Origin of the sequence: Phytohabitans kaempferiae, assembly GCF_042433955.1 — a bacterium.
Lineage (GTDB): Bacteria > Actinomycetota > Actinomycetes > Mycobacteriales > Micromonosporaceae > Phytohabitans > Phytohabitans kaempferiae.
Window position 1 is genome coordinate 156,873 of the sequence record NZ_JBHLUH010000012.1, and the last position, 19,947, is coordinate 176,819.

22 protein-coding genes are annotated in these 19,947 nt (G+C 70.6%); 5 read left to right on the forward strand and 17 right to left on the reverse strand.

Annotated elements, in window-relative coordinates; translation table 11 throughout:
* Positions 1–5 precede the first annotated feature (5 nt).
* Positions 6–740 (forward strand): pirin family protein, encoded by a 735-nt coding sequence (locus tag ACFFIA_RS10320; protein WP_377249132.1) that lies wholly within the window; start codon positions 6–8, stop codon positions 738–740.
* 8 nt (positions 741–748) lie between these two features.
* Here the strand turns inward: ACFFIA_RS10320 and ACFFIA_RS10325 are convergent, their stop codons facing one another.
* From ACFFIA_RS10325 to ACFFIA_RS10350, 6 genes are read right to left on the reverse strand one after another with little or no spacing between them, the layout of a single operon-like run.
* Positions 749–1,141: an AtzH-like domain-containing protein gene (locus ACFFIA_RS10325; protein WP_377249135.1), complete on the reverse strand. Its 393-nt coding sequence runs from the start codon at positions 1,139–1,141 to the stop codon at positions 749–751.
* A gap of 32 nt (positions 1,142–1,173) precedes the next feature.
* Positions 1,174–2,760 (reverse strand): regulator, encoded by a 1,587-nt coding sequence (locus tag ACFFIA_RS10330; protein WP_377249138.1) that lies wholly within the window; start codon positions 2,758–2,760, stop codon positions 1,174–1,176.
* A complete protein-coding gene (locus ACFFIA_RS10335; protein ID WP_377249141.1) occupies positions 2,757–3,428 on the reverse strand; it encodes a cysteine hydrolase family protein in 672 nt (223 codons plus the stop codon). The genes ACFFIA_RS10330 and ACFFIA_RS10335 overlap by 4 nt, the downstream gene beginning before the upstream one ends.
* On the reverse strand, positions 3,425–4,117 hold the full coding sequence (gene biuH / locus ACFFIA_RS10340) for a biuret amidohydrolase (RefSeq protein ID WP_377249144.1): 693 nt from the start codon (positions 4,115–4,117) through the stop codon (positions 3,425–3,427). Before biuH ends, ACFFIA_RS10335 begins: the two co-directional genes overlap by 4 nt.
* 56 nt (positions 4,118–4,173) lie before the next feature.
* Positions 4,174–4,836, reverse strand: a complete 663-nt coding sequence (locus tag ACFFIA_RS10345; RefSeq protein ID WP_377249147.1) for a GntR family transcriptional regulator — start codon at positions 4,834–4,836, stop codon at positions 4,174–4,176.
* A gap of 5 nt (positions 4,837–4,841) precedes the next feature.
* Positions 4,842–5,375 carry a DUF4245 domain-containing protein gene (locus ACFFIA_RS10350; RefSeq protein ID WP_377249150.1) on the reverse strand — a complete coding sequence of 178 codons (534 nt, stop codon included), beginning with the start codon at positions 5,373–5,375 and terminating at the stop codon, positions 4,842–4,844.
* A 190-nt stretch (positions 5,376–5,565) separates the two neighbouring features.
* On the opposite strand from ACFFIA_RS10350, the gene glpX reads away from it, so the two are divergent.
* On the forward strand, positions 5,566–6,591 hold the full coding sequence (glpX, locus tag ACFFIA_RS10355) for a class II fructose-bisphosphatase (protein ID WP_377249153.1): 1,026 nt from the start codon (positions 5,566–5,568) through the stop codon (positions 6,589–6,591).
* A 183-nt stretch (positions 6,592–6,774) separates the two neighbouring features.
* Here glpX and ACFFIA_RS10360 read toward each other — a convergent pair whose 3' ends face one another.
* From ACFFIA_RS10360 to ACFFIA_RS10390, 7 genes are all read right to left on the reverse strand, one after another.
* Positions 6,775–7,743 (reverse strand): NAD(P)/FAD-dependent oxidoreductase, encoded by a 969-nt coding sequence (locus ACFFIA_RS10360; RefSeq protein WP_377249156.1) that lies wholly within the window; start codon positions 7,741–7,743, stop codon positions 6,775–6,777.
* Between the two features lie 285 nt (positions 7,744–8,028).
* Positions 8,029–8,664 (reverse strand): rhomboid family intramembrane serine protease, encoded by a 636-nt coding sequence (locus ACFFIA_RS10365; RefSeq protein ID WP_377249159.1) that lies wholly within the window; start codon positions 8,662–8,664, stop codon positions 8,029–8,031.
* 52 nt (positions 8,665–8,716) lie between these two features.
* Positions 8,717–9,523: a S1 family peptidase gene (locus ACFFIA_RS10370; protein WP_377249162.1), complete on the reverse strand. Its 807-nt coding sequence runs from the start codon at positions 9,521–9,523 to the stop codon at positions 8,717–8,719.
* A 126-nt stretch (positions 9,524–9,649) separates the two neighbouring features.
* Positions 9,650–10,345, reverse strand: a complete 696-nt coding sequence (locus tag ACFFIA_RS10375) for an aggregation-promoting factor C-terminal-like domain-containing protein (RefSeq protein ID WP_377249165.1) — start codon at positions 10,343–10,345, stop codon at positions 9,650–9,652.
* A gap of 225 nt (positions 10,346–10,570) precedes the next feature.
* Positions 10,571–11,980, reverse strand: coding sequence for an RNA 5'-3' helicase PhoH2 (gene phoH2, locus ACFFIA_RS10380; RefSeq protein WP_377249168.1), 1,410 nt, complete (start codon positions 11,978–11,980; stop codon positions 10,571–10,573).
* A 440-nt stretch (positions 11,981–12,420) separates the two neighbouring features.
* Positions 12,421–12,726, reverse strand: a complete 306-nt coding sequence (locus tag ACFFIA_RS10385) for a hypothetical protein (RefSeq protein ID WP_377249171.1) — start codon at positions 12,724–12,726, stop codon at positions 12,421–12,423.
* On the reverse strand, positions 12,723–13,049 hold the full coding sequence (locus tag ACFFIA_RS10390; RefSeq protein ID WP_377249174.1) for a hypothetical protein: 327 nt from the start codon (positions 13,047–13,049) through the stop codon (positions 12,723–12,725). Before ACFFIA_RS10390 ends, ACFFIA_RS10385 begins: the two co-directional genes overlap by 4 nt.
* Before the next feature lie 265 nt (positions 13,050–13,314).
* Here ACFFIA_RS10390 and ACFFIA_RS10395 point away from each other — a divergent pair, with 265 nt between their 5' ends.
* The 3 genes from ACFFIA_RS10395 to otsB all read left to right on the forward strand — a co-directional run bounded on the left by ACFFIA_RS10395 (position 13,315) and on the right by otsB (position 15,170).
* A complete protein-coding gene (locus ACFFIA_RS10395; protein ID WP_377249177.1) occupies positions 13,315–13,755 on the forward strand; it encodes an XRE family transcriptional regulator in 441 nt (146 codons plus the stop codon).
* Positions 13,756–13,925: 170 nt separating this feature from the next.
* Positions 13,926–14,291 carry a hypothetical protein gene (locus ACFFIA_RS10400; protein WP_377249180.1) on the forward strand — a complete coding sequence of 122 codons (366 nt, stop codon included), beginning with the start codon at positions 13,926–13,928 and terminating at the stop codon, positions 14,289–14,291.
* A gap of 51 nt (positions 14,292–14,342) precedes the next feature.
* On the forward strand, positions 14,343–15,170 hold the full coding sequence (gene otsB, locus ACFFIA_RS10405) for a trehalose-phosphatase (RefSeq protein WP_377249183.1): 828 nt from the start codon (positions 14,343–14,345) through the stop codon (positions 15,168–15,170).
* A 38-nt stretch (positions 15,171–15,208) separates the two neighbouring features.
* On the opposite strand, the gene ACFFIA_RS10410 is transcribed toward otsB, so the two are convergent.
* From ACFFIA_RS10410 to ACFFIA_RS10425, 4 genes are read right to left on the reverse strand one after another with little or no spacing between them, the layout of a single operon-like run.
* Positions 15,209–15,979 carry an isoprenyl transferase gene (locus tag ACFFIA_RS10410; protein ID WP_377249185.1) on the reverse strand — a complete coding sequence of 257 codons (771 nt, stop codon included), beginning with the start codon at positions 15,977–15,979 and terminating at the stop codon, positions 15,209–15,211.
* Between the two features lie 33 nt (positions 15,980–16,012).
* The gene (locus ACFFIA_RS10415; RefSeq protein ID WP_377249187.1) at positions 16,013–17,122 is read right to left on the reverse strand and encodes an NAD(P)/FAD-dependent oxidoreductase; all 1,110 of its coding nucleotides are present in this window, start codon (positions 17,120–17,122) and stop codon (positions 16,013–16,015) included.
* On the reverse strand, positions 17,119–17,964 hold the full coding sequence (locus tag ACFFIA_RS10420; protein ID WP_377249190.1) for a hypothetical protein: 846 nt from the start codon (positions 17,962–17,964) through the stop codon (positions 17,119–17,121). Before ACFFIA_RS10420 ends, ACFFIA_RS10415 begins: the two co-directional genes overlap by 4 nt.
* 51 nt (positions 17,965–18,015) lie before the next feature.
* Positions 18,016–19,893: a phosphoenolpyruvate carboxykinase (GTP) gene (locus ACFFIA_RS10425; RefSeq protein ID WP_377249192.1), complete on the reverse strand. Its 1,878-nt coding sequence runs from the start codon at positions 19,891–19,893 to the stop codon at positions 18,016–18,018.
* Positions 19,894–19,947 lie beyond the last annotated feature (54 nt).

The following is a 19,947-nucleotide window of genomic DNA, read 5'->3' on the forward strand; positions in this document are numbered from 1 at the left end:
CGACGATGCTGACCATTCGGCGCGAGATCGACATCTTCGAGAAGGACGGCGGCTGGTACCAGGCCCGGTGGCACTTCTCCTTCGACCACTACCGCGACGAAGACCAGATGGGCGTGGGCGCGCTGAGGGTGTTCAACGACGACCGCATCATCGGCGGCGCGTCCTGGCCCATGCATCCGCACCGCGACCTGGAGTCGCTGACGTACGTGGTGGAGGGCGAGTTCGACCACGCCGACTCGCTCGGCAACGGCGGCCGGCTGGGCCCCGGCGGTGCGCAGGTGATGGACTTCAGCCACGGTGGCGCGCTGCACTCGGAGCGCAACGCGTCACACCGCGAGCCGCTGCGCTTCCTCCAGTTCTGGATCCTGCCCAGTGATCCGGTGCTGCCCACTCACGTCCAGCAGCGGCAGTTCGACCCCGGGGCGCGCACCAACATCTGGCTGCAGATCATGGGACCGCCCGGCGAGGACGGCCTCGACCTGGCCCAGGACGCGCGGGTCCACGTGACCCGACTCACCGCCGGCCGCGGCCTCACGTACACGTTCGGAGACGACCGGGGCGGGTACGTGTACCTGATCGACGGCTCCGGCACCTTCGACGGCCGGGCCGTGTCCGCCCGCGACGCTGGCAAAGTGGTGGGCCCGCACGACCTGGTGATCGAGTCGGGCACCGACAGCGACATCATCGTGGTGGACGTGCCGATGCGCTTCCGCCGGATCGGCGTGTGGGCCGAGCGTTGAGCACGCCCCTATGGCTGGGCGGGCTGCACCGCCGGCTCCGAGACATGCGCGGCGACGATCCGCCAGCCGGCCGGGAGGCGTACCCAGGTCTGTGACTGCCGGCCCACGGCGCTGCCGCCCGGATACCCGAAGAGCGTGTTGACCACGGCGTGGTCGGCGCCGAAGGTGGCGATCCGGGTCTCCCACAGCCGCCGGCCGGCGGGCAGCGGCGGCTGTGCCCAACGCCAGGCCCGCTGCTCCTCGACGCCGATCTGTTGGTCGGCGATCCCGTACCGCACGGCCTCCGGCGACTGCCAGAAGAAGTCGACGATCCGGTCGGGCGCACCGGCGACGAGGGCGGCCTCGTACGCGGCGAAGGCCGCCGCCACCTCCGCGACCACCTCGGGCCGGTTGATCTCCATTGGCGTCCTCTCGTGAGGGTCGACATGGATGGTCACGCGGCCGGTGCCGCCGCCTCCTCGCGGGGCGAGGCTGGCCGAGGCTCCGGCATCTCGGCACCGGCCTCGTCCGGCTCGGGCTCGCGGGGCGGCACCTTGGCGAGCGCGAACGCGACGCAGACCACCGTCACGAAGGCGTAGCCGAGGGCGACCTGCCCGTTGGCGGCCCACTCGACCTTCTCACCGTGGATGAGCCCGATGAACGACAGCACGGCGCCCGAGGTGGCGAATGCCGCGGCGTGCCAGAAGCGCTTGTCGATGATGAACGCGACCATCGCGCCGAGCACGAGGCCGGCGAGGATCGCGCCCTGCCCGAGCACGAGCAGTCCGTGGTAGAAGACGCCGGCCCCTTCGAGCGCCGCGTCGCCCACCTGCGCCGCGGTCGTGCCCGCGGCCACCAGCGCGTTGTCCATCTGCCCGCTGGCCCAGGCGGCGATGTTGGGTATCAGCGCGGCGACCACCGCCGCCGCGTGTGCCCGTGGCGTCGCCTGGAACGCCTGCGCGCCGATCAACAGTCCGATGTAGAGCAGGATGGGCACGATCGCCGGTGTGGGCAGGAGCGCGCCCAGTAGGCCGAACATGCCGAGGAAGCAGAGCAGGGCGATGACGACACCGGTCGCCATGGAGTATCCCGTTCGCCCGCCAGCCGCCTTCCATCCCGGATGTCCGACGTAGACGGCCGGCGGGAAGGGCGAGCCCAGCGCCGAGCCGATGACCGCGCCCGCGCCGTCCGCGAGCAACACGCTGCGCAGGTTGTAGCTGTCGCCCGCGGTCGCCGCACTCTCCACATTGGTCATCGCCTCGGTGAAGTTGTAGACGCCCAGCGGGATCGCGGTCGCCAGCAGTGGCGCCATGTCGCCCAGCCCGTCGAAGAGGAGGCCGAGCTTCAGGTCGGGCACCGCCACGGCGATGTCGCTCGCCGCCGCCTCCACGTCGGGCACCGACATCGCGCCGCCGATCCAGCCGATCGCGGTGCCCACCAGCAGCGCGGCCAGCCCGATCGGGATGTTGCCCGGCAGCTTGACGTCGGTGAGGAGCCCGATCAGCAGCAGCGCGAAGACCGGCAGCGCGATCCAGGCCATGTCCCACATCTGCGCGGCCGGGTTCATCGAGATGAACGTGATGGAGATGCCGGCGAGCGTGCCGAGCAGCGCGGCCCGCGGCGCGTACCTCCGGATGTACGGCCCGACGAACGCTCCGATGAGGACGATCACGCCGATGATGAACGCCCACGCCAGGCCCGCCTGCCACGCCCGCATCGGGTCGTTCGTGCGCAGGTAGATGGGGAGCATGATCACGAAGATCACGATGAACATGTGCGGCACGCTCGGCCCGTACGGCATCGCGGTCACGTCGGTGCGCCGCTCCCGCCGGGCCAGCCGCCGCGCCAGGTACGTGTAGTAGACGTTGCCGAAGACGAGCGCGATGCCGAGCGCCGGCAGCACCGTGCCGAAGACGTCGCCCGACGACATGTGGATGACGCCGATGCACAGGCCGGTCAGTGTGAGGACGTTGACCAGCACGTTGACGCCGAAACCGAAGAAGGCGTTGGTGTCCCCGCGCACCCAGTACGGAAGCTTCATGACTCCTCCCGGAGAGCCCTGAGCACGTCGGTCGAGTCGGCGACCCAACCGAAGATCCCGCCCTGCGCGGCGATCATGTCGAGCCCGACCCGCTGGAACTCGGGGAAGTAGGACCCGACGCAGTCGGCGAGCACGAGGCACTCGTACCCGCGGTCGTTCGCCTCGCGGACTGTCGTGTGCACGCAGACCTCGGTGGTCACGCCGGTGACGAGGAGGCTGGTGACCTTCCGCTCCTCCAGCAGCGCGCCGAGCCCGGTGGCGTAGAAGGCGCCTTTGCCCGGCTTGTCGATGACCGGCTCACCCGGCGCGGGTGAGAGCTCGTCGACGATGTCGTGGCCGTACTCGCCGCGCACCAGGATGCGGCCGAGCGCCCCTTGGTCGCCGATGCGCATGCTCGGCACGCCGCGGGCGAGCTTGGCCGGCGGGCAGTCGGAGAGGTCGGGCAGATGCCCCTCGCGCGTGTGGATCACGCCCAGCCCGGCCGCCCGCCAGCCGGCGAGCAGCGCGGCCAGCGGCGCGATGGTGCGGCGGAGTTGGCTGACGTCGTTGCCGAGGGTCTCGCCGAAGCCGCCGGGCTCCAGGAAGTCGCGCTGCATGTCGATGACGAGCAGCACGGTGTGCGCCGGCTCGAAGCTGAACGGTGCCGGCCGCGCCCCGACCGTGATCATGATGTCGCCTCGATCACGGCATCGGAGGTGGCGACGCAGCCGAAGACGCCGCCCTGCATCGTCACCATGTGCAGCGCCGCCGCGTGGTTGCCCGGGTCGGTGGCGCCGGTGCAGTCGGAGAGGATGAGGCACTCGTACCCTCGGTCGTTCGCCTCGCGCATGGTCGTGTGCACGCAGACGTCGGTCGTGATGCCGGTGAGGATCAGGTGGCTGATCCCGCGCGTACGCAGCACCAGGTCGAGGTTGGTGGCGTAGAACGCGCCCTTTCCCGGCTTGTCGATCACCACCTCGCCGGGCGCCGGCGCGACCTCGGGCACGATCTCCCAGCCCGGCTCGCCCTTGATCAGAATCCGTCCGGAGGGGCCGGCGGAGCCGATCTCGGCGCCGATCTGGGCAGAGCGCCAGCGCTTGTTGGGCGGGAGGTCGGCGAGGTCGGGATCGTGCCCCTCACGCGTGTGTATGACGAGCATGCCGAGGTCACGGGCGTGCGCCAGCAATCGCCGCGTGGCGGGCAGCCCGGCCCGGGTGAGAGCGATGTCGTAGCCCATGCTGTCGACGTAGCCACCGGGGCCGCAGAAGTCGGTCTGCCAGTCGATGCAGAGCAGGGCGGTGCGCGCGACCGGAGCCGCGCCGTCGTACGGCCAGAGGTAGGGGTCGGCCTTGACGGGTCCGATGATTGGGCCTGGCATACAGTCGATTGTCGACCGAACCGTTTCCCGCCAAAGTCCGCCGAGTAACGGGGGAATTACGCGAGGTAGGAGCGGGCGCCGTGCCCGGCCAGCTCGGTCAGCATCGCCTCGGCATCGCCCGCCGCCGCGGTCAGCAGGCGCTCGTGCCGGTGCACGCCGTCTTGGGGCTGGGCCACCTCGGCCTCGCGGCTCAGGTTGCGCGCCATGTAGAGCTGGAGCTTGACCAGGATCGACTCGTACATCGAGGTGAGCTGGCTGTTGCCAGCGAGCGCGACCACCGCGACGTGGAAGCGGCGGTGCGCCTCGGCGATCTGCAACCGGTCGCCGGCCCGGGTCGCCTCGCGCATCTGGTCGAGCGCCGCCCGCAGCCCGGCCAGGTCGGCCTCGCGGCGCAGCGGCAGCGCGGTCGAGATGGCGTGCCGCTCCAGCACGTCGCGTACCTCGTACAGCTCGCGCACGTCACGCTCGGAGAGCGTCGCGACCCGCACGCCCCGCCGCGGCACGTGCTCGACGAGCCCTTGCTCGGCCAGCCGGCGCAGCGCCTCGCGCAAAGGTGCCCGGCTGATGCCGAGCCGGCGGGTCAGCTGCTCCTCGACCAGGCGCTCGCCCGGATCGGTGCGGCCACTCAGGATCTCCCGCCGCAGGCGCAGGACCGCCAGCTCCACGAGGCTGAAGCTCTCCAGCTCGCCGTCGACAGAGGCGGATCCGAGATCGGTCACGACACTCAGCGTACGGCCGCGGCCAGCTCGCCCTGCTCCTCTTCGTGGGCGCTACCGACGACCACGATCGTGCGCTCCTGCTCCAGCAGCACCAGCGCCCGCTCGCCGGGGCGGGCGGTGTATCGCTGCCAGCTCCGGCCCTCGATCTTGACAGCCCCCTCCGCGCGGCCACTCTTCGTCAGCTCCGCGGGGAGCAGGTTTTCCGCCGGCACGTTGCTCTGGATCAACTGGAGGCCGGCGCCGTCGGGCGTCACGTAGCCGAGGCGGAGGATCTGGCCGCCCTCCGCCTTCTGGAACGTGGCGCTGATCGCCCGCCAGTCGTCGCTCAGCCCCGCGGGCTCGCTCACCGGAAAGGCGTTGGCCGACCGCGCCTGCGAGATGGCCGGCGCGGTGTCGACGGTGACCGGCTGGTCGCCGCCCTGGACCACTCGGTAGATCAACACCACCAGCAGCACCGGGACGAGCAGCACGATCAGCGACAGCACCATGTCGCGCGGCGTGCGCGTGCTGGCTACGGGCGGTGGTGTCGGCTGGTCCACGTAACCATCTTCTCAGTCCTCGCACCGAACAGGCGTTCAGCCCCCGACCATGACAGGATTTAGGCAGCTAACGCCCCCTGCGGCGTCGCGTGGTCCGGTCGGGGGGACCGAGGCGGCGCCCCGGGGGCGTCGTGCGAGCGAAAGCGCGCGCCAGCCAGCAGAGCCCCGCAACGTCGCGAGGAGGACCACCATGCCGCAGGACCGTATCCCTCAGGATCTCGACCGCAACCTCGCCCTCGAACTAGTCCGGGTCACCGAGGCCGCGGCGATGGCCGCCGGCCGGTGGGTCGGCCGGGGCGACAAGGAGGGCGGTGACGGCGCCGCGGTCGACGCGATGCGCAAACTGATCAACTCGATCCAGATGCGCGGCGTGGTGGTCATCGGGGAGGGCGAAAAGGACAACGCGCCCATGCTCTTCAACGGCGAGCACGTCGGCGACGGCAGCGGGCCGGAGGTCGACGTGGCGGTCGACCCGATCGACGGCACCACGCTGATGAGCAAGGGCATGCCCAACGCGATCGCGGTGCTGGCGGTGGCCGAGCGGGGCGCGATGTTCGACCCGAGCGCGGTCTTCTACATGGAGAAGCTCGCGGTCGGGGCCGACTGCGCGCATGTGATCGACATCAACGCGGGCGTGACAGAAAACATCCGCCGCGTCGCGAAGGTCAAGAATTCCGGCGTTTCCGACGTCACCGTCTGCATCCTCGACCGCTCCCGGCACGAAGAGCTGGTCCGCGAGGTACGCGATGCCGGCGCCCGCATCCGCTTCATCTCCGACGGCGACATCGCGGGGGCCATCTCCGCGGCGAGCGAGCAGTCCGATGTAGACCTACTCGTGGGCATCGGCGGCACGCCCGAGGGCATCACCGCCGCCTGCGCGCTCAAGTGCATGGGCGGGGCGATGCAGGCCAAGCTCTGGCCGCGCGACGACGCCGAGCGGGAGAAGGCGATCGCCGCCGGCCACGACCTCGACCGCGTACTCACCACCGACGACCTCGTCACCGGCGACAACTGCTTCTTCGTCGCCACCGGCATCACCACCGGTGACCTGCTCAAGGGGGTGCGCTACCGGGCCGGTGGCGCGTACACGCAGTCGATCGTGATGCGCTCCAAGAGCGGCACGATCCGAGTGATCGACTCGTACCACCGCCTGGAGAAGCTCGCCCTCTACTCGGCCGTCGACTTCGACGGGCGCCCGCTGGCCGACATCTCCTGACCTCCGGCCCCGCTCCGCGACCCGGCCGCCGGCCCAGTGGGCCGGCGGCGGTCGTGTGGGCGCGGAGGGTGAGGCTGCGGGAGCGACGGTCCGGACCACGGCGGACGCCGCGGCAGCCCGCATGTTTTGTCCAGGTTTGTGGGGTTCGCGCCGGCCGGTCATGGCGACCGCGCAGGTGACCCGTCAGCCCGCGTCGGACGAGTGGCCAGGGAAGAGGTGGGCGCCGGGGTCGATGGTGACGGCGGCGTTGTTGACCGCGGTGGCCGCCTCGCCGAAGCCGGTGGCGATCAGCCGCACCTTCCCCGGGTATTCGGCGATGTCGCCGGCGGCGAAGACCCGCGGCCGGTTGGTCAGCATCGTGCTGTCCACCTTGATGTGCCGCTTGTCGATATCGAGCCCCCACTCGGCCAGCGGGCCCAGGTCGGCGGTGAAGCCGAGCGCGGCGACCACCGTGTCGACCGGGACCGTCTCGGCCTCGGCGCCCTTGACCACGATGTCGGCGTGGGTCACCTGCTCGACCCCGTGGATCTTGGCGATCTCCGCGTTGACGACGATCCGCACCGGCAGCCCTTGCACACGGGAGACGGTGGCCGCGTGCGCCCGGAACTTCTCCCGGCGGTGCACGAGCGTGATCGACTTGGCCAGCGGCTCCAGCGCCAGCGCCCAGTCGAACGCCGAGTCGCCGCCGCCCACGATCAGCACGTCGTGGCCAGCCAGGTCGGCGAGGCGGGGCACGAAGTAGACCAGCCCACTCCCGCTGAACGCCGCCGCGGCCGGCAATGGCCGCGGGCTGAAGCTGCCCAGCCCGCCTGTGATGATGATCGCACCGCAGAGCAGCTTTTCGCCCCCGCCGAGCGAGAGCAGCGGCCGCTCATCCACGTAGGACAGCTCCTCGGCGCGGGCGCCCAGGATGTACTCGGGGTTGTAGGGGGCGGCCTGCTCGACCAGGTTGGCCACCAGGTCACGCCCCTTGATCACGGGGAAGCCGGCGACGTCGTAGATCGCCTTCTCCGGGTACATCGCCGTGACCTGGCCGCCTGGCTCGGGCAGCGCGTCGATGACCGCCGTCGTGAGCCCTCGGAACCCGGCGTAGTAAGCCGCGTAGAGCCCTGTGGGTCCAGCCCCCACAATCGCGACATCGACCTCGCGCATGCGTCCACCGTAGCCTTCCGTGGGACCGAGCCTGCCGCTAACAGATGCATCGCAGGACCAGACCGTAGGCACACCGCGCGGCGGCCGGCAAGGACGTCCCGCAGAACAGGGGCTTGCCCTACCTCACTGAAAGCCCTCGAAGACCCCGATCTGGGCTACCGCGATGCCCGTCGCGGTCAAGACCGTCGCTCCCGCAGCCTCACCCTCCGCGTCCCCACGCCCCCACCCAACCCTCGATCTCGCCGCCGACGAGGACGCGCCAGGAGCCGGTGCGCCCGAGGTGCCCTAGTCGAGCGGGTACGTCGACTGGGCGGGGCGCCGGCGGAAGAGGATCGCCGCCACCAGGCCGCCCAGGAAGCCGAAGAGGTGCCCCTGCCAGGAGACCTGGGGGTCGGAGGGGAGGATGCCCACGATCAGCTGCCAGCCGTAGAGCAGGCCGACCAGGAAGACCACGCCGAGGTTCCACCAGCTCCGCTCGACCAGGCCGCGCATCAGCAGCAGACCGAGGTACCCGAAGATCACGCCGCTCGCGCCCACCACGATGGTGTTGGAGTTGCCGGTGAACCACACGCCCAGGCCGCTCGCGAAGATGATGAAGAGCGTCGAGTACAGGAAGCGCTTGCCCCCCGCCGCCAGTACGAACGTGCCGAGCAGGATCAGTGGCACGCTGTTGCTGTAAAGGTGGTCGAAGCCGTGGTGCAGGAACGGCGCGAAGAACACGCCGTCGAGGCCCTCGATGTGCTTCGGCACGATGCCGACCGTCGTGTCGAAGGGGTTGCCCAGCCAGCTGTCGATCGCCTCGATCGCGAAGAGCACCGGCACCACGGCACACATCGCCACGAAGGCCCGCCCCAACGAGGCGTAGAACGCATCAGTGCCGAAGCGGTTGGGATCGCCGCTCGAGGTGCCGCCGTAAACCACGCTCCCGTTGCTATCAGCTCTCGGGGGCCGTCGCCAAATGAGCGGGCCTCATTCAGTCCAATTCACCGGTGCGGCTATCCAGGACCTCGGCGTACCGGGAGATCTGCGTGTAGACGCCGGGGTAGTCCCTGCGAGCGCAGCCGCGGCCCCAGCTGACGATGCCCACCTGGACCCACGCGCCGGCCGCGTCACGGCGTACGAGCGGCCCACCCGAGTCGCCCTGGCAGGCGTCCACCCCTCCCCGCCGCGTGTCGCCCGCGCAGATCATGTCGCTGGAGACGAAGGGGAAGCCGGCGTCCCGGTACGTCTGCCCGCAGATCCGGTCGGAGACGAAGGGCACGTCGACGGTGCGCAGGTACCGCTGCTGGGTCGCCGAGCCGTCGCGGGTCGAGCCCCAGCCCATGACCGTGAAGGTCCCCTTGTCGTACGACCTGTCGGCGGCGCGCGGGAGCAGCGGCAGGTCGAGCTCCTGGGCGAGCTGGATCAGCGCCCAGTCGTCGCCCCGGGTCGCGTCCCGGAAGCCGGGGGCGCGCAGCACGTACCGGGACTTGACCCGGATCGCGTCCGGCGAGTGCTGGTCGGCCGTGCCGGCGATGATCGTGATGCCGCTGTCGAAGCCGGTGCGGTCGACGCAGTGCGCCGCGGTCAGCACCACGCGCGGCGCGGTCAGGGCGCCCGCGCAGCCCATCGAAAGGCGCACCACCCAGGGAAACTCCCCCGGCTCGGCCAGCCGGCCGCCGACGATCTCGTCACGCGGCGGAGGCGAAGGTACGGGCGCCGCCGTGACCGGCCCGGTCACCGCGATCGAGCCAAGCACCGCGCCAGCGACCAGCGCGCCGAGCCACCCCGCACCACGCATGCGATTCCCCCCGATATAGGCAGTTTGACCAGTATGGACGGTCGGTCGCCGCGAGCCCGGTCACGAAACGCCAGAAAGGGCACGCACCCTCGCGGGGCGTGCCCTTTCCGATCGGTCAGCGGGTCGTCAGTACCAGCCCACGTCCTGCGAGTGCGCCCATGCGCCGCAGGGGTCGCCGTAACGGCCCTTGATGTAGCCCAGGCCCCACTTGATCTGCGTGGCCGGGTTGGTCTGCCAGTCGGAACCAGCCGACTCCATCTTGCCGCCGGGCAGTGCCTGCGGGATGCCGTACGCGCCGGAGGACGGGTTGCGGGCCTTGTGGTTCCAGCCGCTCTCCTTCGTCCACAGCTTGTCCAGGCAGGGCATCTGGTCGATCTTGAAGCCGCTGCTGAGGAGGAGTGCACAACCGGTCTTGCGGTTGCCGCTGTACTCGTTGCAGGAGGCCGGAATCGGGCCGGTGAACGGCTTTGGTGCCGCGTTGGCCTCTTCCTCTTCCTTCCGCTCCTGCTCCTCACGCTTCTTGCGGCTCGCAGCCTCGGCGGCCTTGCGGGCCCGCTCGGCCTCCGCCTTGGCCGCGGCGGCGGCCTTCTCGGCGGCGACCCGCTGGGCCTCGCGCTGGTGCGCCGTCGCGACCATGTGCTCGCGGTGGCGCTCCTTGATGTACGCGATCTCCTCCTGATCGGCATCGGCGGCCAGCTGAGCGCTGATCCCTTGCTGCTGCGCTTCCCGGTCCTGACCCAGGTGGTAGCCACCGCCAACGCCCGCGAGGAGCAATGCGAGGGCTGAAGCCCGGATCCCGAACCGGCTCCACAGCCGACTCACGAAGTGGTCCCTTCGTCGGGGGCAAGGACACGGCGCGGACGACTGCGAGGGGGACGGCGGTCCGCGCCGTGGGCACCTGCTCCTGGACCGACGAGCGGTGCCAGCGTTGTGCGGGTGCCCGCAGGACACCATTGCGCACAGTGAGGCGATTGGGGAGTCGCGCTAGACCCTTTGTGATTTGCGCCACGCCTTTTATCTGGGCAAATATGGACATATCCCGCGCGGTTAGCGGGGGATGTCCTCCAGCAGGTCAGTGACCACTTCGGCAATCGGTGACCGTTCTGACCGGTTCAGGGTGACGTGGGCGAAGATCGGGTGACCCTTCAGCGCCTCGATCACCGCGGTCACACCGTCGTGGCGGCCGACCCGGAGGTTGTCGCGCTGGGCCACGTCGTGCGTGAGCACGACCCGCGAGCCCTGCCCGATCCGGGACAGGACGGTGAGCAGGACCCCCCGCTCCAGCGACTGCGCCTCATCGACGATCACGAACGCGTCGTGCAGGCTGCGGCCCCGGATGTGGGTCAGCGGGAGCACCTCGAGCATGCCCCGGGCCAGGACCTCTTCCATGACGTTTTCGTGCACCACCGCGCCCAGCGTGTCGAAGACCGCCTGGGCCCACGGCGACATCTTCTCCGACTCGGAGCCGGGCAGGTAGCCGAGCTCCTGGCCGCCCACCGCGTACAGCGGGCGGAAGACGATGACCTTCTTGTGCTTGCGCCGCTCCATCACGGCTTCGAGGCCGGCGCAGAGTGCCAGCGCGGACTTGCCGGTGCCGGCCCGCCCGCCGAGCGACACGATGCCGATCGACTCGTCGAGCAGCAGGTCGAGCGCGATCCGCTGCTCCGCCGAGCGCCCGCGCAGCCCGAACGCCTCCCGGTCGCCACGGACCAGCCGCACGGTCTTGTCGGGCAGCACGCGGCCCAGCGCCGAGCCACGTGACGAGTGCAGCACCAGGCCGGTGTGGCAGGGCAGGCCGGCGGCTTCGTCCACATCGAGCGTCTCGCCCGCGTACAGCTGGTTGACCTGCTCCTCGCCCAGCTCCAGGTCGGCCATGCCGGTCCAGGTGGGATCGCTGGCCTGGCCATGGCGGTACTCGTCGGCGTGCAGGCCGACCGAGGCGGCCTTGACCCGCAGCGGCATGTCCTTGCTCACCAGCGTGACGTCGCGCCCCTCGGCGGCCAGGCCGAGGGCGACGGAGAGGATGCGGGCGTCGTTGGACTCGTTGCGGAAGCCCTGCGGCAGCACGGACGGGTCGGCGTGGTTGAGCTCCACGCGCAGCGTGCCACCGACGTCGTTGACCGGCAGCGGGGCGTCCAGACGACCGTGCTTGATCCGCAGCTCGTCGAGCATGCGCAGGCACTGGCGGGCGAACCAGCCAAGCTCCGGATGGTGGCGCTTGCCCTCCAGTTCGGAGATGACGACCAGCGGCAGGACCACCTCGTGCTCATTGAAGCGGTAGAAAGCCGCCGGATCGGACAGCAGCACCGAGGTGTCCAGCACATACGACTTACCGGCCGGCTCCGTGGGCGCGGGCTCGGCCGGTGCTGCGGTGCGAGTGGACTTCGAACGGCGGCTCGGGGTCGTGGCGGCTGGGTCCTGATTGGTGGCCCGAGGATTGGTACGGCGAGTCGTCACAGGCCTGCTCCGGCGGGCGTGCACCCGGACCGCCCGCGATCCGCCTCGTCCGGTGCCCGGAGTCACGGGGTCGGATGCGAGGTCCCGTGGCGGTAAAACGCAGGTCCCGGGCCGGCCGGTGGCTTGGGATGACCCCGCGCCATGCGTAGAAGCTAACCGGCGAAGGGTGGCTTGGGCTAGTACAAGCCGGCCGGCGCGCCGTGATCGACGCCGCACGAGCGCTGGAGCCGGGACCACCGACATGCCGATGGCCCCGGAGCTTTTCAGGCGACCAGCGCCAAGCTTTTAGGCGCCGGCCCGCCCGACCCGAGGGCGGCTGCGACCCAGGGTCGGACGGGCCGGCTGGGAGGGGCCGACCAGGATGCGTGCCCCCTGCGCGCATCCCGGTCGGCGAGTCGTACGGCCACCGGTCTGGCCGCACGACCCCCTGAGGAAGCCGCTCACCCCACCGGAGTGGAGTGCCTTCCGCCGTTGGACGCGGCTTCCACGAATGAGGCGCTGGTGTACGTGGTTCCCTGCCGTACGACCACCGCCGGCCCGGCCGGCAGTTCGTTACCCGCTCTGGTCCTGGCCGTCTGCACCTCGCGACGCCGCCGGTTCCATGCCCCGCGGTCGCCGTCCAAATAGCCTTGGCGGTACCCGAACCGGTACCCGATGCGATAGCTCAACTGACCATGCAGCCGACCGGCGGCGTAGCTCGACGAACCCAGCAGGAGTACGAAGAACAGCGCGAAGAATGGGCTCATGGATCAACCTCGGCATCCAGGAGCCGGCTGATGTCCGTCATGCTCACCTCCTCGACGAGCTCTACGCTGATCCGGCAGCCCCCAAGCACCACCTCGGCCACCGATGAGCGGCGGATGTCGCCTCCCGCGTCGTACACCCGCACACTCAATTCGGGGCATCCCAGGTGGGTCCGCCAGGAGTCCCACTCGGCACGGCTACCGACGTTGAGCGAGACGTACCGGGAACCGCGGGCCAGATACAGCCGCCAGGGAGCACTCAGCCCAGCCGCCACCCCCTCAGCGATCAACCCGAAGGCGTCCGCTCGCGTCTCAACCTCGGTCATCCGTTCCCTCCTGTCACACCTACGTGACAGCTTTGACTACGAATCGTCCCAAGCACGTGACAGAGCGTACGGCGTCTCATACGCGTGACAGCATCATCTTTTCGGCTGATATGTACGAGACAGACAGATGACCTACTCTATCGGCGTGGCGCCCCTCAGGAAAAGGAAATACTGGCTAGGCAGTTCTGATCATGACCCGTCACGCTCGCGGGACAGTGCCGTTTCGCGAGAAAGCGGGCCGCCGAACTGGCCGTACCGTCACCCGGTGCCGGAAAGCACGCATGGGCGAAAGATCGCTTTCGCCGCGTTCGTACGCAAAGCGCTGGAAGATGCGCGCACGACCCGCGCCTGGACCGGTTCGGAGGTCGCACGACGCACAGGTGTGTCGCGCCAGACCATCAACCGATGGGTCCGCGGCGAGTGGGCCAGCGACCCCGAGGCCGAGCGTGTCGTGGCCTTCTGCGAGGGCCTCGGCATCAACCCCACGGTGGCCTTCGGCGTCCTCGGCTGGGCCGACGCAGCCCCCACCAGATCAGCGCCGGCGGCACCGCCGATGGACCCCGACGTCGAGGCGCTGCTCCGGCGCCTGGTCGACCCCAATGTCTCGGACGCCGAGAAGTTCCACATTCGAGAGACCGTCCGCTACCTCGCCTACCGGCCCCCTGTCCCCTCCGACTCGCGCAAGGGTCGCAAAAGGGCTAGCTAGGCACGCCAAGTCTCCAAATAGCGAAAGAAGCCCGGTACGGCTGTCGCAAAACTGCGGTGCCCCGGCTCGCGGCAAGCTACCGTCCACTTCGTACTGCTTGGGCTCGTCGTCGGCGGGGGGGACGGGACAAGGCCGCACCAGCCCTGCGGGACAAGAGGGAGGGGTCGTCTATGCCCCTGAAATGGACCGCGGTCGTCGTGGCGACCGTGGCGTTCACATTGTGCGTGACCGCCAACATCCTGGTCGAGGTGCTGAGCGCCCGGCACGTGCCCATCGTCGTCAACATGTTCGCGGTCGCCACCGCTTCGGTGATGGCCCTGCTCGCGGTCGTGGCCGAGCTGCACCAGCGGACCACCGACAGGTTGCGCGCGCTCAGCGATTTCCTGGTCGTCCGCCTGGCGGATCTCGATGACCGCGTCGGCGACCGCAACAGCGGTTTCGTCGAGGGTTACCTGCTCGGCCAGGGCCAGGATGCCAGCGTGGTGCCGCTGGGACCGCGGATCGGACGGCGGGCCATGACCGGAAGCGACGATTGATCCTTACGCGACCGTCGAACGCCAGGTCGTTCATTCGGTACGCTGGCCCGCGTGCGGCCGAACGATGCGGGTAAACAGCGCCCGTCCCGTCCCCTGACCGCGGACCAGGCGTGGCAGATCACCACAGCCCGGGCCGCGGAGTGCATGCTCTTCTTCGACTTCGACGGTGTGGTGGCACCGGTTGGCGACGACCCAAACGCGGTCCAGCCGGTGCCGGAGGTCATGACCGCCATCGCCGGGCTCGCCGAGGTGGTCCAGCGGGTGGCGGTCGTCTCCGCCCGCCCGGTCGCCTTCCTCCGTGAGCGCTTCGGCCACCTGACCACCGTCGACCTGTACGGGTTGTACGGGCTCGAGCACAGCCACGGCGCGGGCGAGACGGTCACCGAGCCGGCCGCCCTGCCCTGGGTGCCAGGGATGGCCGAGGTGGCCGAGCGGGCGCAGCGCGAGCTGCCCGAGGGCGTCCTGGTCGAATACAAGCGGCTCTCCGTCGCCCTGCACTGGCGCACCAATCCGCACCTGGCCGAGCAGGTCGAGGCGTGGGCCCGGGCGGAGGCCGAGCGGCAGGGCATGCGCGTGCAGACCGGCCGCATGGTCATCGAGGTCAAGCCCCCGGTCGACCGTGACAAGGGCATGGTCATCCGCGACGTGGCCGCCTCGGCGGGCTGCGCGTGGTACTTCGGCGACGACGTCTCCGACATCAAGGCGTTCAACGCGCTGCGCGAGCTGGAGGCCGCCGACGAGCGCTTCTTCGGCATCTGCGTGGCGGTGGCCAACCCGGAGACCGGGCAGGAGGTGGCCCGCGCCGCCGACCTGACCATCGACTCGCCGCAGGCGCTCGGCAAGTTTCTGGCCGAGGCGCTACAGACGCTGCGGTCCTGACCCGCGGCCGGCGCCGCCGGTGCTGACTGACCGAGCGGTCAGGCGCCGTAGCGGCGCTGGCGCTGGCCGTACGCCCGCAGGGCTCGGAGGAAGTCGATGTGGCGGAAGTCGGGCCAGTTCATGTCGCAGAAGTAGAACTCCGACTGCGCCGACTGCCACAGCAGGAAGCCGGAGAGCCGCTGCTCGCCGCTCGTCCGGATGATCAGGTCGGGGTCGGGCTGGCCGCGCGTGTACAGATGCTCGGCGATGTGCTCCACGTCGAGCACCTCGACCAGTTCCTCGATCGTGCCGCCGGCCTGGGCGTGGTCGCTGAGCAGTGACCGCACGGCGTCGGCGATCTCGCGCCGGCCACCGTATCCGACCGCGAGGTTGACCTGGGCGCCTCCGCTGCGGCCGATCGTGCGCTCCTGGGCCGCCTTGAGCGTGGTGGCGGTCTCGGCGGGCAGTACGTCAAGCGCGCCCACCACCCGCAGCTGCCACGGGTTGCCCTCTTCGGCCAGCTCGGTGACCAGGTCTTCGATGATCTGCAGGAGCGGGTCAAGCTCGCTGGCCGGGCGGCGCAGGTTGTCGGTGGCCAGCAGGTAGAGCGTGACGTGTGCGATGCCCGCCCGGTCGCACCAGTCGAGCAGGTGCTTGATCTTCGCGGCGCCCATGCGGTGGCCGTCATTGGGGTCGACGTAGCCCATCTCCCGGGCCCACCGCCGGTTGCCGTCGCACATGACGCCCACATGACCGGGCACCGGCTTGCCAGTCAGCTTCCGGGTCAGCCGCCGCTCGTACACCGAGTAGACAAGGCTCCGCAGATTCACCTTATGCAGAGTAGGGCTTACCGGACCGATCCACTACCTGGCGCCGAGGCCGATCCTCATCAACGTGTGAGTGTTCAGGAGCCCTTCACCGAGTCCGAGTTCGGCCAGCGTGGCGAAGACGCGGGCGTCCCGGCCCGCCGCGCGCACGGCGGCGTCGACCATCCGCTGGTTGCCGCCGAGCCACGCGGCCGCCCGGCTGTGACGGAAGTGACGGCCGAGCCGGCGGCGGAGCGCGGTCGCGTACCGGCGGGCCACCTGGGCTCCCGAGGCGGCCGCGGCACCGGCCAGCGCGCCGGAGAGCACCGCGTAGAAGATGCCCTCGCCGGTGAACGGGTTGATCAGCGAGAGCGCGTCGCCGGCGAGCACCATCCGCCCCCGGCCCGGCGGCGGGCGGCGCGTGGAGAGCGGCAGGTGGTGTGCTCGCAGCCCGGTCACCTCATCCGGGTGAAGGCCGGGCAGCAGCGCCGCCATCCGGTCGATCAGGTGTGCCCGGGTCAGCGGCTGGCCGCGCAGCACCTCGCCGTAGCCGATGTTGGCCCGCCCGTCGCCGATCGGGAACGACCACGCGTAGGCCGGCCACCCCGTGCCCGAGGTCACGATGAGCTGCTCGACCACCGGGCGGGCCGGCGCGTACCCGCGCATGGCGATCGCGAGGTGGCCACCGGGGTTGGGGGCGAAGCCCAGCGCCCGCCGCACCACCGAACCGGCGCCGTCCGCGCCGATCACCGCGCGCGCCGCGTACTCGCCGTCGACCAGCACCTGGTCGCCGCGCTCGGCCACCTCGCGCACGGTGTGCCGCCGCAGCTCGGCGCCAGCGTCCACCGCGGCCGCGACCAGCCGGGCGTCGAAGACCTTCCGGGGCACCGTGTACGCCGGGCGGGGCAGCGCCCGGGCCACCTCCGCGCCGCCCGGTGCGACCAGCCGCAGCACCGGCACCGGCGGATAGCCGTCGACCGCGTCCGGCACACCGAGCCCGGCCAGTACGTCGAGCGCGTGCGGCGCGATCCCGTCGCCGCATGGCTTGTCGCGCGGGAAGTCCGCCCGGTCGAGCAGCAGCACGCTGGCCCCGGCCCGGCGGGCGGCGAGGGCCGCGCTCGCCCCGGCCGGCCCGGCTCCCACGATCGCCACGTCGTAGACGGTCATGACCGGCGCGCCCGGCGGATCGAGTAGTGGGTCAGCCCCGCGGCGACGACGAGCGGGGCACCGTCCCGGATCAGCCCGTCGGTGCCCAGCAGCCACCAGCACAGCGGGAGGTCGACCAGCAACACGAGGGCGGTGATACCCGCCATCAGCCCGCCTGCCCATCGCCGGCCGCGCAAAAGAAAGAAGGTGGCCAGCAGCACCGCGTAGCTCACCCCGACCGCGACGAGGAACCACAGCACCACGGCCGGCAGCGCCAGCGGCCCGTGCCGCGGGATCACGCCGATCGAGACCAGGCAGGGCACCAGCATCAGCGGCGCGTACGTGAACGCGGCGACCCGCGCGGTCAGCAGCCAGCCGGCCACCTGGGGACGCCGGGGCGCCGCCTCCTGCCACGAGACGCCGGTGCGGCCGATCACCAGCCGGTTGGGATGGCGGACGAGGTATCCGCTCACCGACGGCGACCGGTAGAGGATCAGCACGATGGCCGCGCAGAGCAGGGCAAGCCCGACGAATCCCACCACGCCCGGCAGGGCCGGCAGCCCTTCGCGCGGCACGAGCAGGCGGCCGACCGCGAAGACCGTGGTGACCGCGAGGATCAGCCCGAACGGCTTGGCACCGGCCCGCCCCCGCCGCACGTGCCACACGAGGATCAGGAAGCCGAGCGCGCGGAGCATCGCCCAGCCGGTGCGCACCGCGAGGGCGAGGCCCTGCTCCTCGGTGTACCACCAATTGAGTGCCTCGACCGCGACGGTGGCCGCCGCGGTCGCGACGAGCAGGACCACCAAGGCCCGCACCGCCGGCGGCCGCCGGACCGGGGTCGCGGCGGCACGCGTGGCGGTCACCAGCCAAGCTTCCCCGGCTCAGCGTCCTCTCTCAAGTCGCGCGAGCGACGCTCACTCCGCGCTGGCGGCGAGGCGGGCCTTCAGCGCGTCGAGTTCGGCCCAGAGCACGCCCGGCAGTTTGTCGCCGAACTTCTCGAACCACTCGGTGATCTGCGGGATCTCCGCGGACCACTCGGCCGGGTCGACGCGGAGCACCGCCTCGATGTCTTCCACCGTCACGTCCAGGCCGGTCAGGTCGAGCGCGTCCGGCGCGGGCACCTGACCGATCGGGGTCTCGACGGCGGCGCCACGCCCCTCCAGCCGCTCGACGATCCACTTGAGCACGCGGGAGTTCTCGCCGAAGCCCGGCCACAGGAAGCGGCCGTCGTCGCCCCGGCGGAACCAGTTGACGTAGAAGATCTTCGGAAGTTTCGTGGGGTCGCCGGCTCCGTCTCCAGCGCCCTTGCCCATCTCGATCCAGTGCCGGAAGTAGTCGCCGGCGTTGTAACCGATGAAGGGGAGCATCGCCATCGGGTCGCGGCGCACCACGCCCACCTTGCCGGTCGCCGCGGCCGTGGTCTCCGAGGAGAGCGTGGCGCCCAGGTACACGCCGTGGACCCAGTCACGGGCCTCGGTGACCAGCGGGATCGTGGTCTTGCGCCGGCCGCCGAAGAGGATCGCGTCGATCGGCACGCCGCGCGGGTCGTGGTACTCGGGCGCGAGGATCGGGCACTGCGTGATCGGCGTGCAGAAGCGGGAGTTGGGGTGCGACGAAAGTTCGCCGGACTCGGGCGTCCAGTCGTTGCCGTGCCAGTCGGTGAGATGCGCGGGCGGCTCGCCCATCCCCTCCCACCAGATGTCGCCCTCGTCGGTGAGCGCCACGTTGGTGAAGACCGAGTTGCCCACGTCGAGCGTGCGCATCGCGTTGGGGTTGGTCTTCCAGTCGGTGCCGGGCGCGACGCCGAAGAGGCCGTACTCGGGGTTGGTGGCGTACAGCCGGCCGTCGTCGCCGAAGCGCATCCAGGCGATGTCGTCGCCGATCGTCTCGACCTTCCAGCCGGGGATCGTGGGCTGGAGCATGGCGAGGTTGGTCTTGCCGCAGGCGGATGGGAAGGCGCCCGCGATGTACTTCACCGTGCCCTCGGGCGAGGTGAGCTTGAGGATCAGCATGTGCTCGGCGAGCCATCCCTCGTCGCGCGCCATCACACTCGCGATCCGCAGCGAGTAGCACTTCTTGCCGAGCAGGGAGTTGCCGCCGTAGCCCGAGCCGAACGACCAGATCTCGCGGGTCTCCGGGAAGTGCGAGATGAACTTCGTCTCGTTGCAGGGCCAAGCGGCATCGGACGCACCGGCGCTGAGCCCGCCGGTCGCGCTGTCGCGCTCGATCGGGGCGCCGACCGAGTGCAGCGCGGGCACGAACTCCGCGTCGTCACCCATCGCCTCGAGCACCTCGCTGCCCATGCGGGTCATGATGCGCATCGAGGCCACCACGTACGGGCTGTCGGTCAGTTCGACCCCGAACATCGGATCGGGCGCGTCGAGCGGGCCCATGCAGAACGGGATGACGTACATCGTGCGGCCGCGCATGCACCCCCGGTAGAGCTCGGTCATGGTGCGCTTCATCTCGGCCGGGTCCATCCAGTTGTTGGTGGGACCGGCATCGGCCTCATCGACCGAGCAGATGAACGTGCGCTCCTCGACTCGGGCGACGTCGGTCGGGTCGGTACGCGCCCAGAAGGAGTTGGGCTTGCGGGCTTCGTCGAGGCGCACCAGCGTGCCCGCCTCGACGAGCTCATCGGTCAGGCGTCGCCACTCGCCCGCCGAGCCGTCGCACCAGACGATCTCGTCCGGGGTCGTCAGTTCGGCGACCTCGCCTACCCAGGAGAGCAGCTTCTGGTGGTTGGTCGGGGCGCTGTCGAGCCCACGAACTGTCGCCGGTGGGGCCGTCATGACTGTCTCCTTTGGTCGACGCTGACCGGAAATCGGGATGCGCGCAGCGGACGT

Bases quoted from the DNA above. Each gene is read 5' to 3' on its own strand.
- ACFFIA_RS10325 (WP_377249135.1), bottom strand. From the start codon at position 1,141: ATGGAGATCAACCGGCCCGAGGTGGTCGCGGAGGTGGCGGCGGCCTTC.
- ACFFIA_RS10385 (WP_377249171.1), bottom strand. From the start codon at position 12,726: ATGAGCCCATTCTTCGCGCTGTTCTTCGTACTCCTGCTGGGTTCGTCG.
- ACFFIA_RS10400 (WP_377249180.1), top strand. From the start codon at position 13,926: ATGCCCCTGAAATGGACCGCGGTCGTCGTGGCGACCGTGGCGTTCACA.
- ACFFIA_RS10330 (WP_377249138.1), bottom strand. From the start codon at position 2,760: ATGAAGCTTCCGTACTGGGTGCGCGGGGACACCAACGCCTTCTTCGGT.
- ACFFIA_RS10425 (WP_377249192.1), bottom strand. From the start codon at position 19,893: ATGACGGCCCCACCGGCGACAGTTCGTGGGCTCGACAGCGCCCCGACC.
- ACFFIA_RS10390 (WP_377249174.1), bottom strand. From the start codon at position 13,049: ATGACCGAGGTTGAGACGCGAGCGGACGCCTTCGGGTTGATCGCTGAG.
- ACFFIA_RS10415 (WP_377249187.1), bottom strand. From the start codon at position 17,122: ATGACCGTCTACGACGTGGCGATCGTGGGAGCCGGGCCGGCCGGGGCG.
- biuH (WP_377249144.1), bottom strand. From the start codon at position 4,117: ATGCCAGGCCCAATCATCGGACCCGTCAAGGCCGACCCCTACCTCTGG.
- ACFFIA_RS10370 (WP_377249162.1), bottom strand. From the start codon at position 9,523: ATGCGTGGTGCGGGGTGGCTCGGCGCGCTGGTCGCTGGCGCGGTGCTT.
- glpX (WP_377249153.1), top strand. From the start codon at position 5,566: ATGCCGCAGGACCGTATCCCTCAGGATCTCGACCGCAACCTCGCCCTC.
- ACFFIA_RS10335 (WP_377249141.1), bottom strand. From the start codon at position 3,428: ATGATCACGGTCGGGGCGCGGCCGGCACCGTTCAGCTTCGAGCCGGCG.
- ACFFIA_RS10360 (WP_377249156.1), bottom strand. From the start codon at position 7,743: ATGCGCGAGGTCGATGTCGCGATTGTGGGGGCTGGACCCACAGGGCTC.
- ACFFIA_RS10320 (WP_377249132.1), top strand. From the start codon at position 6: ATGCTGACCATTCGGCGCGAGATCGACATCTTCGAGAAGGACGGCGGC.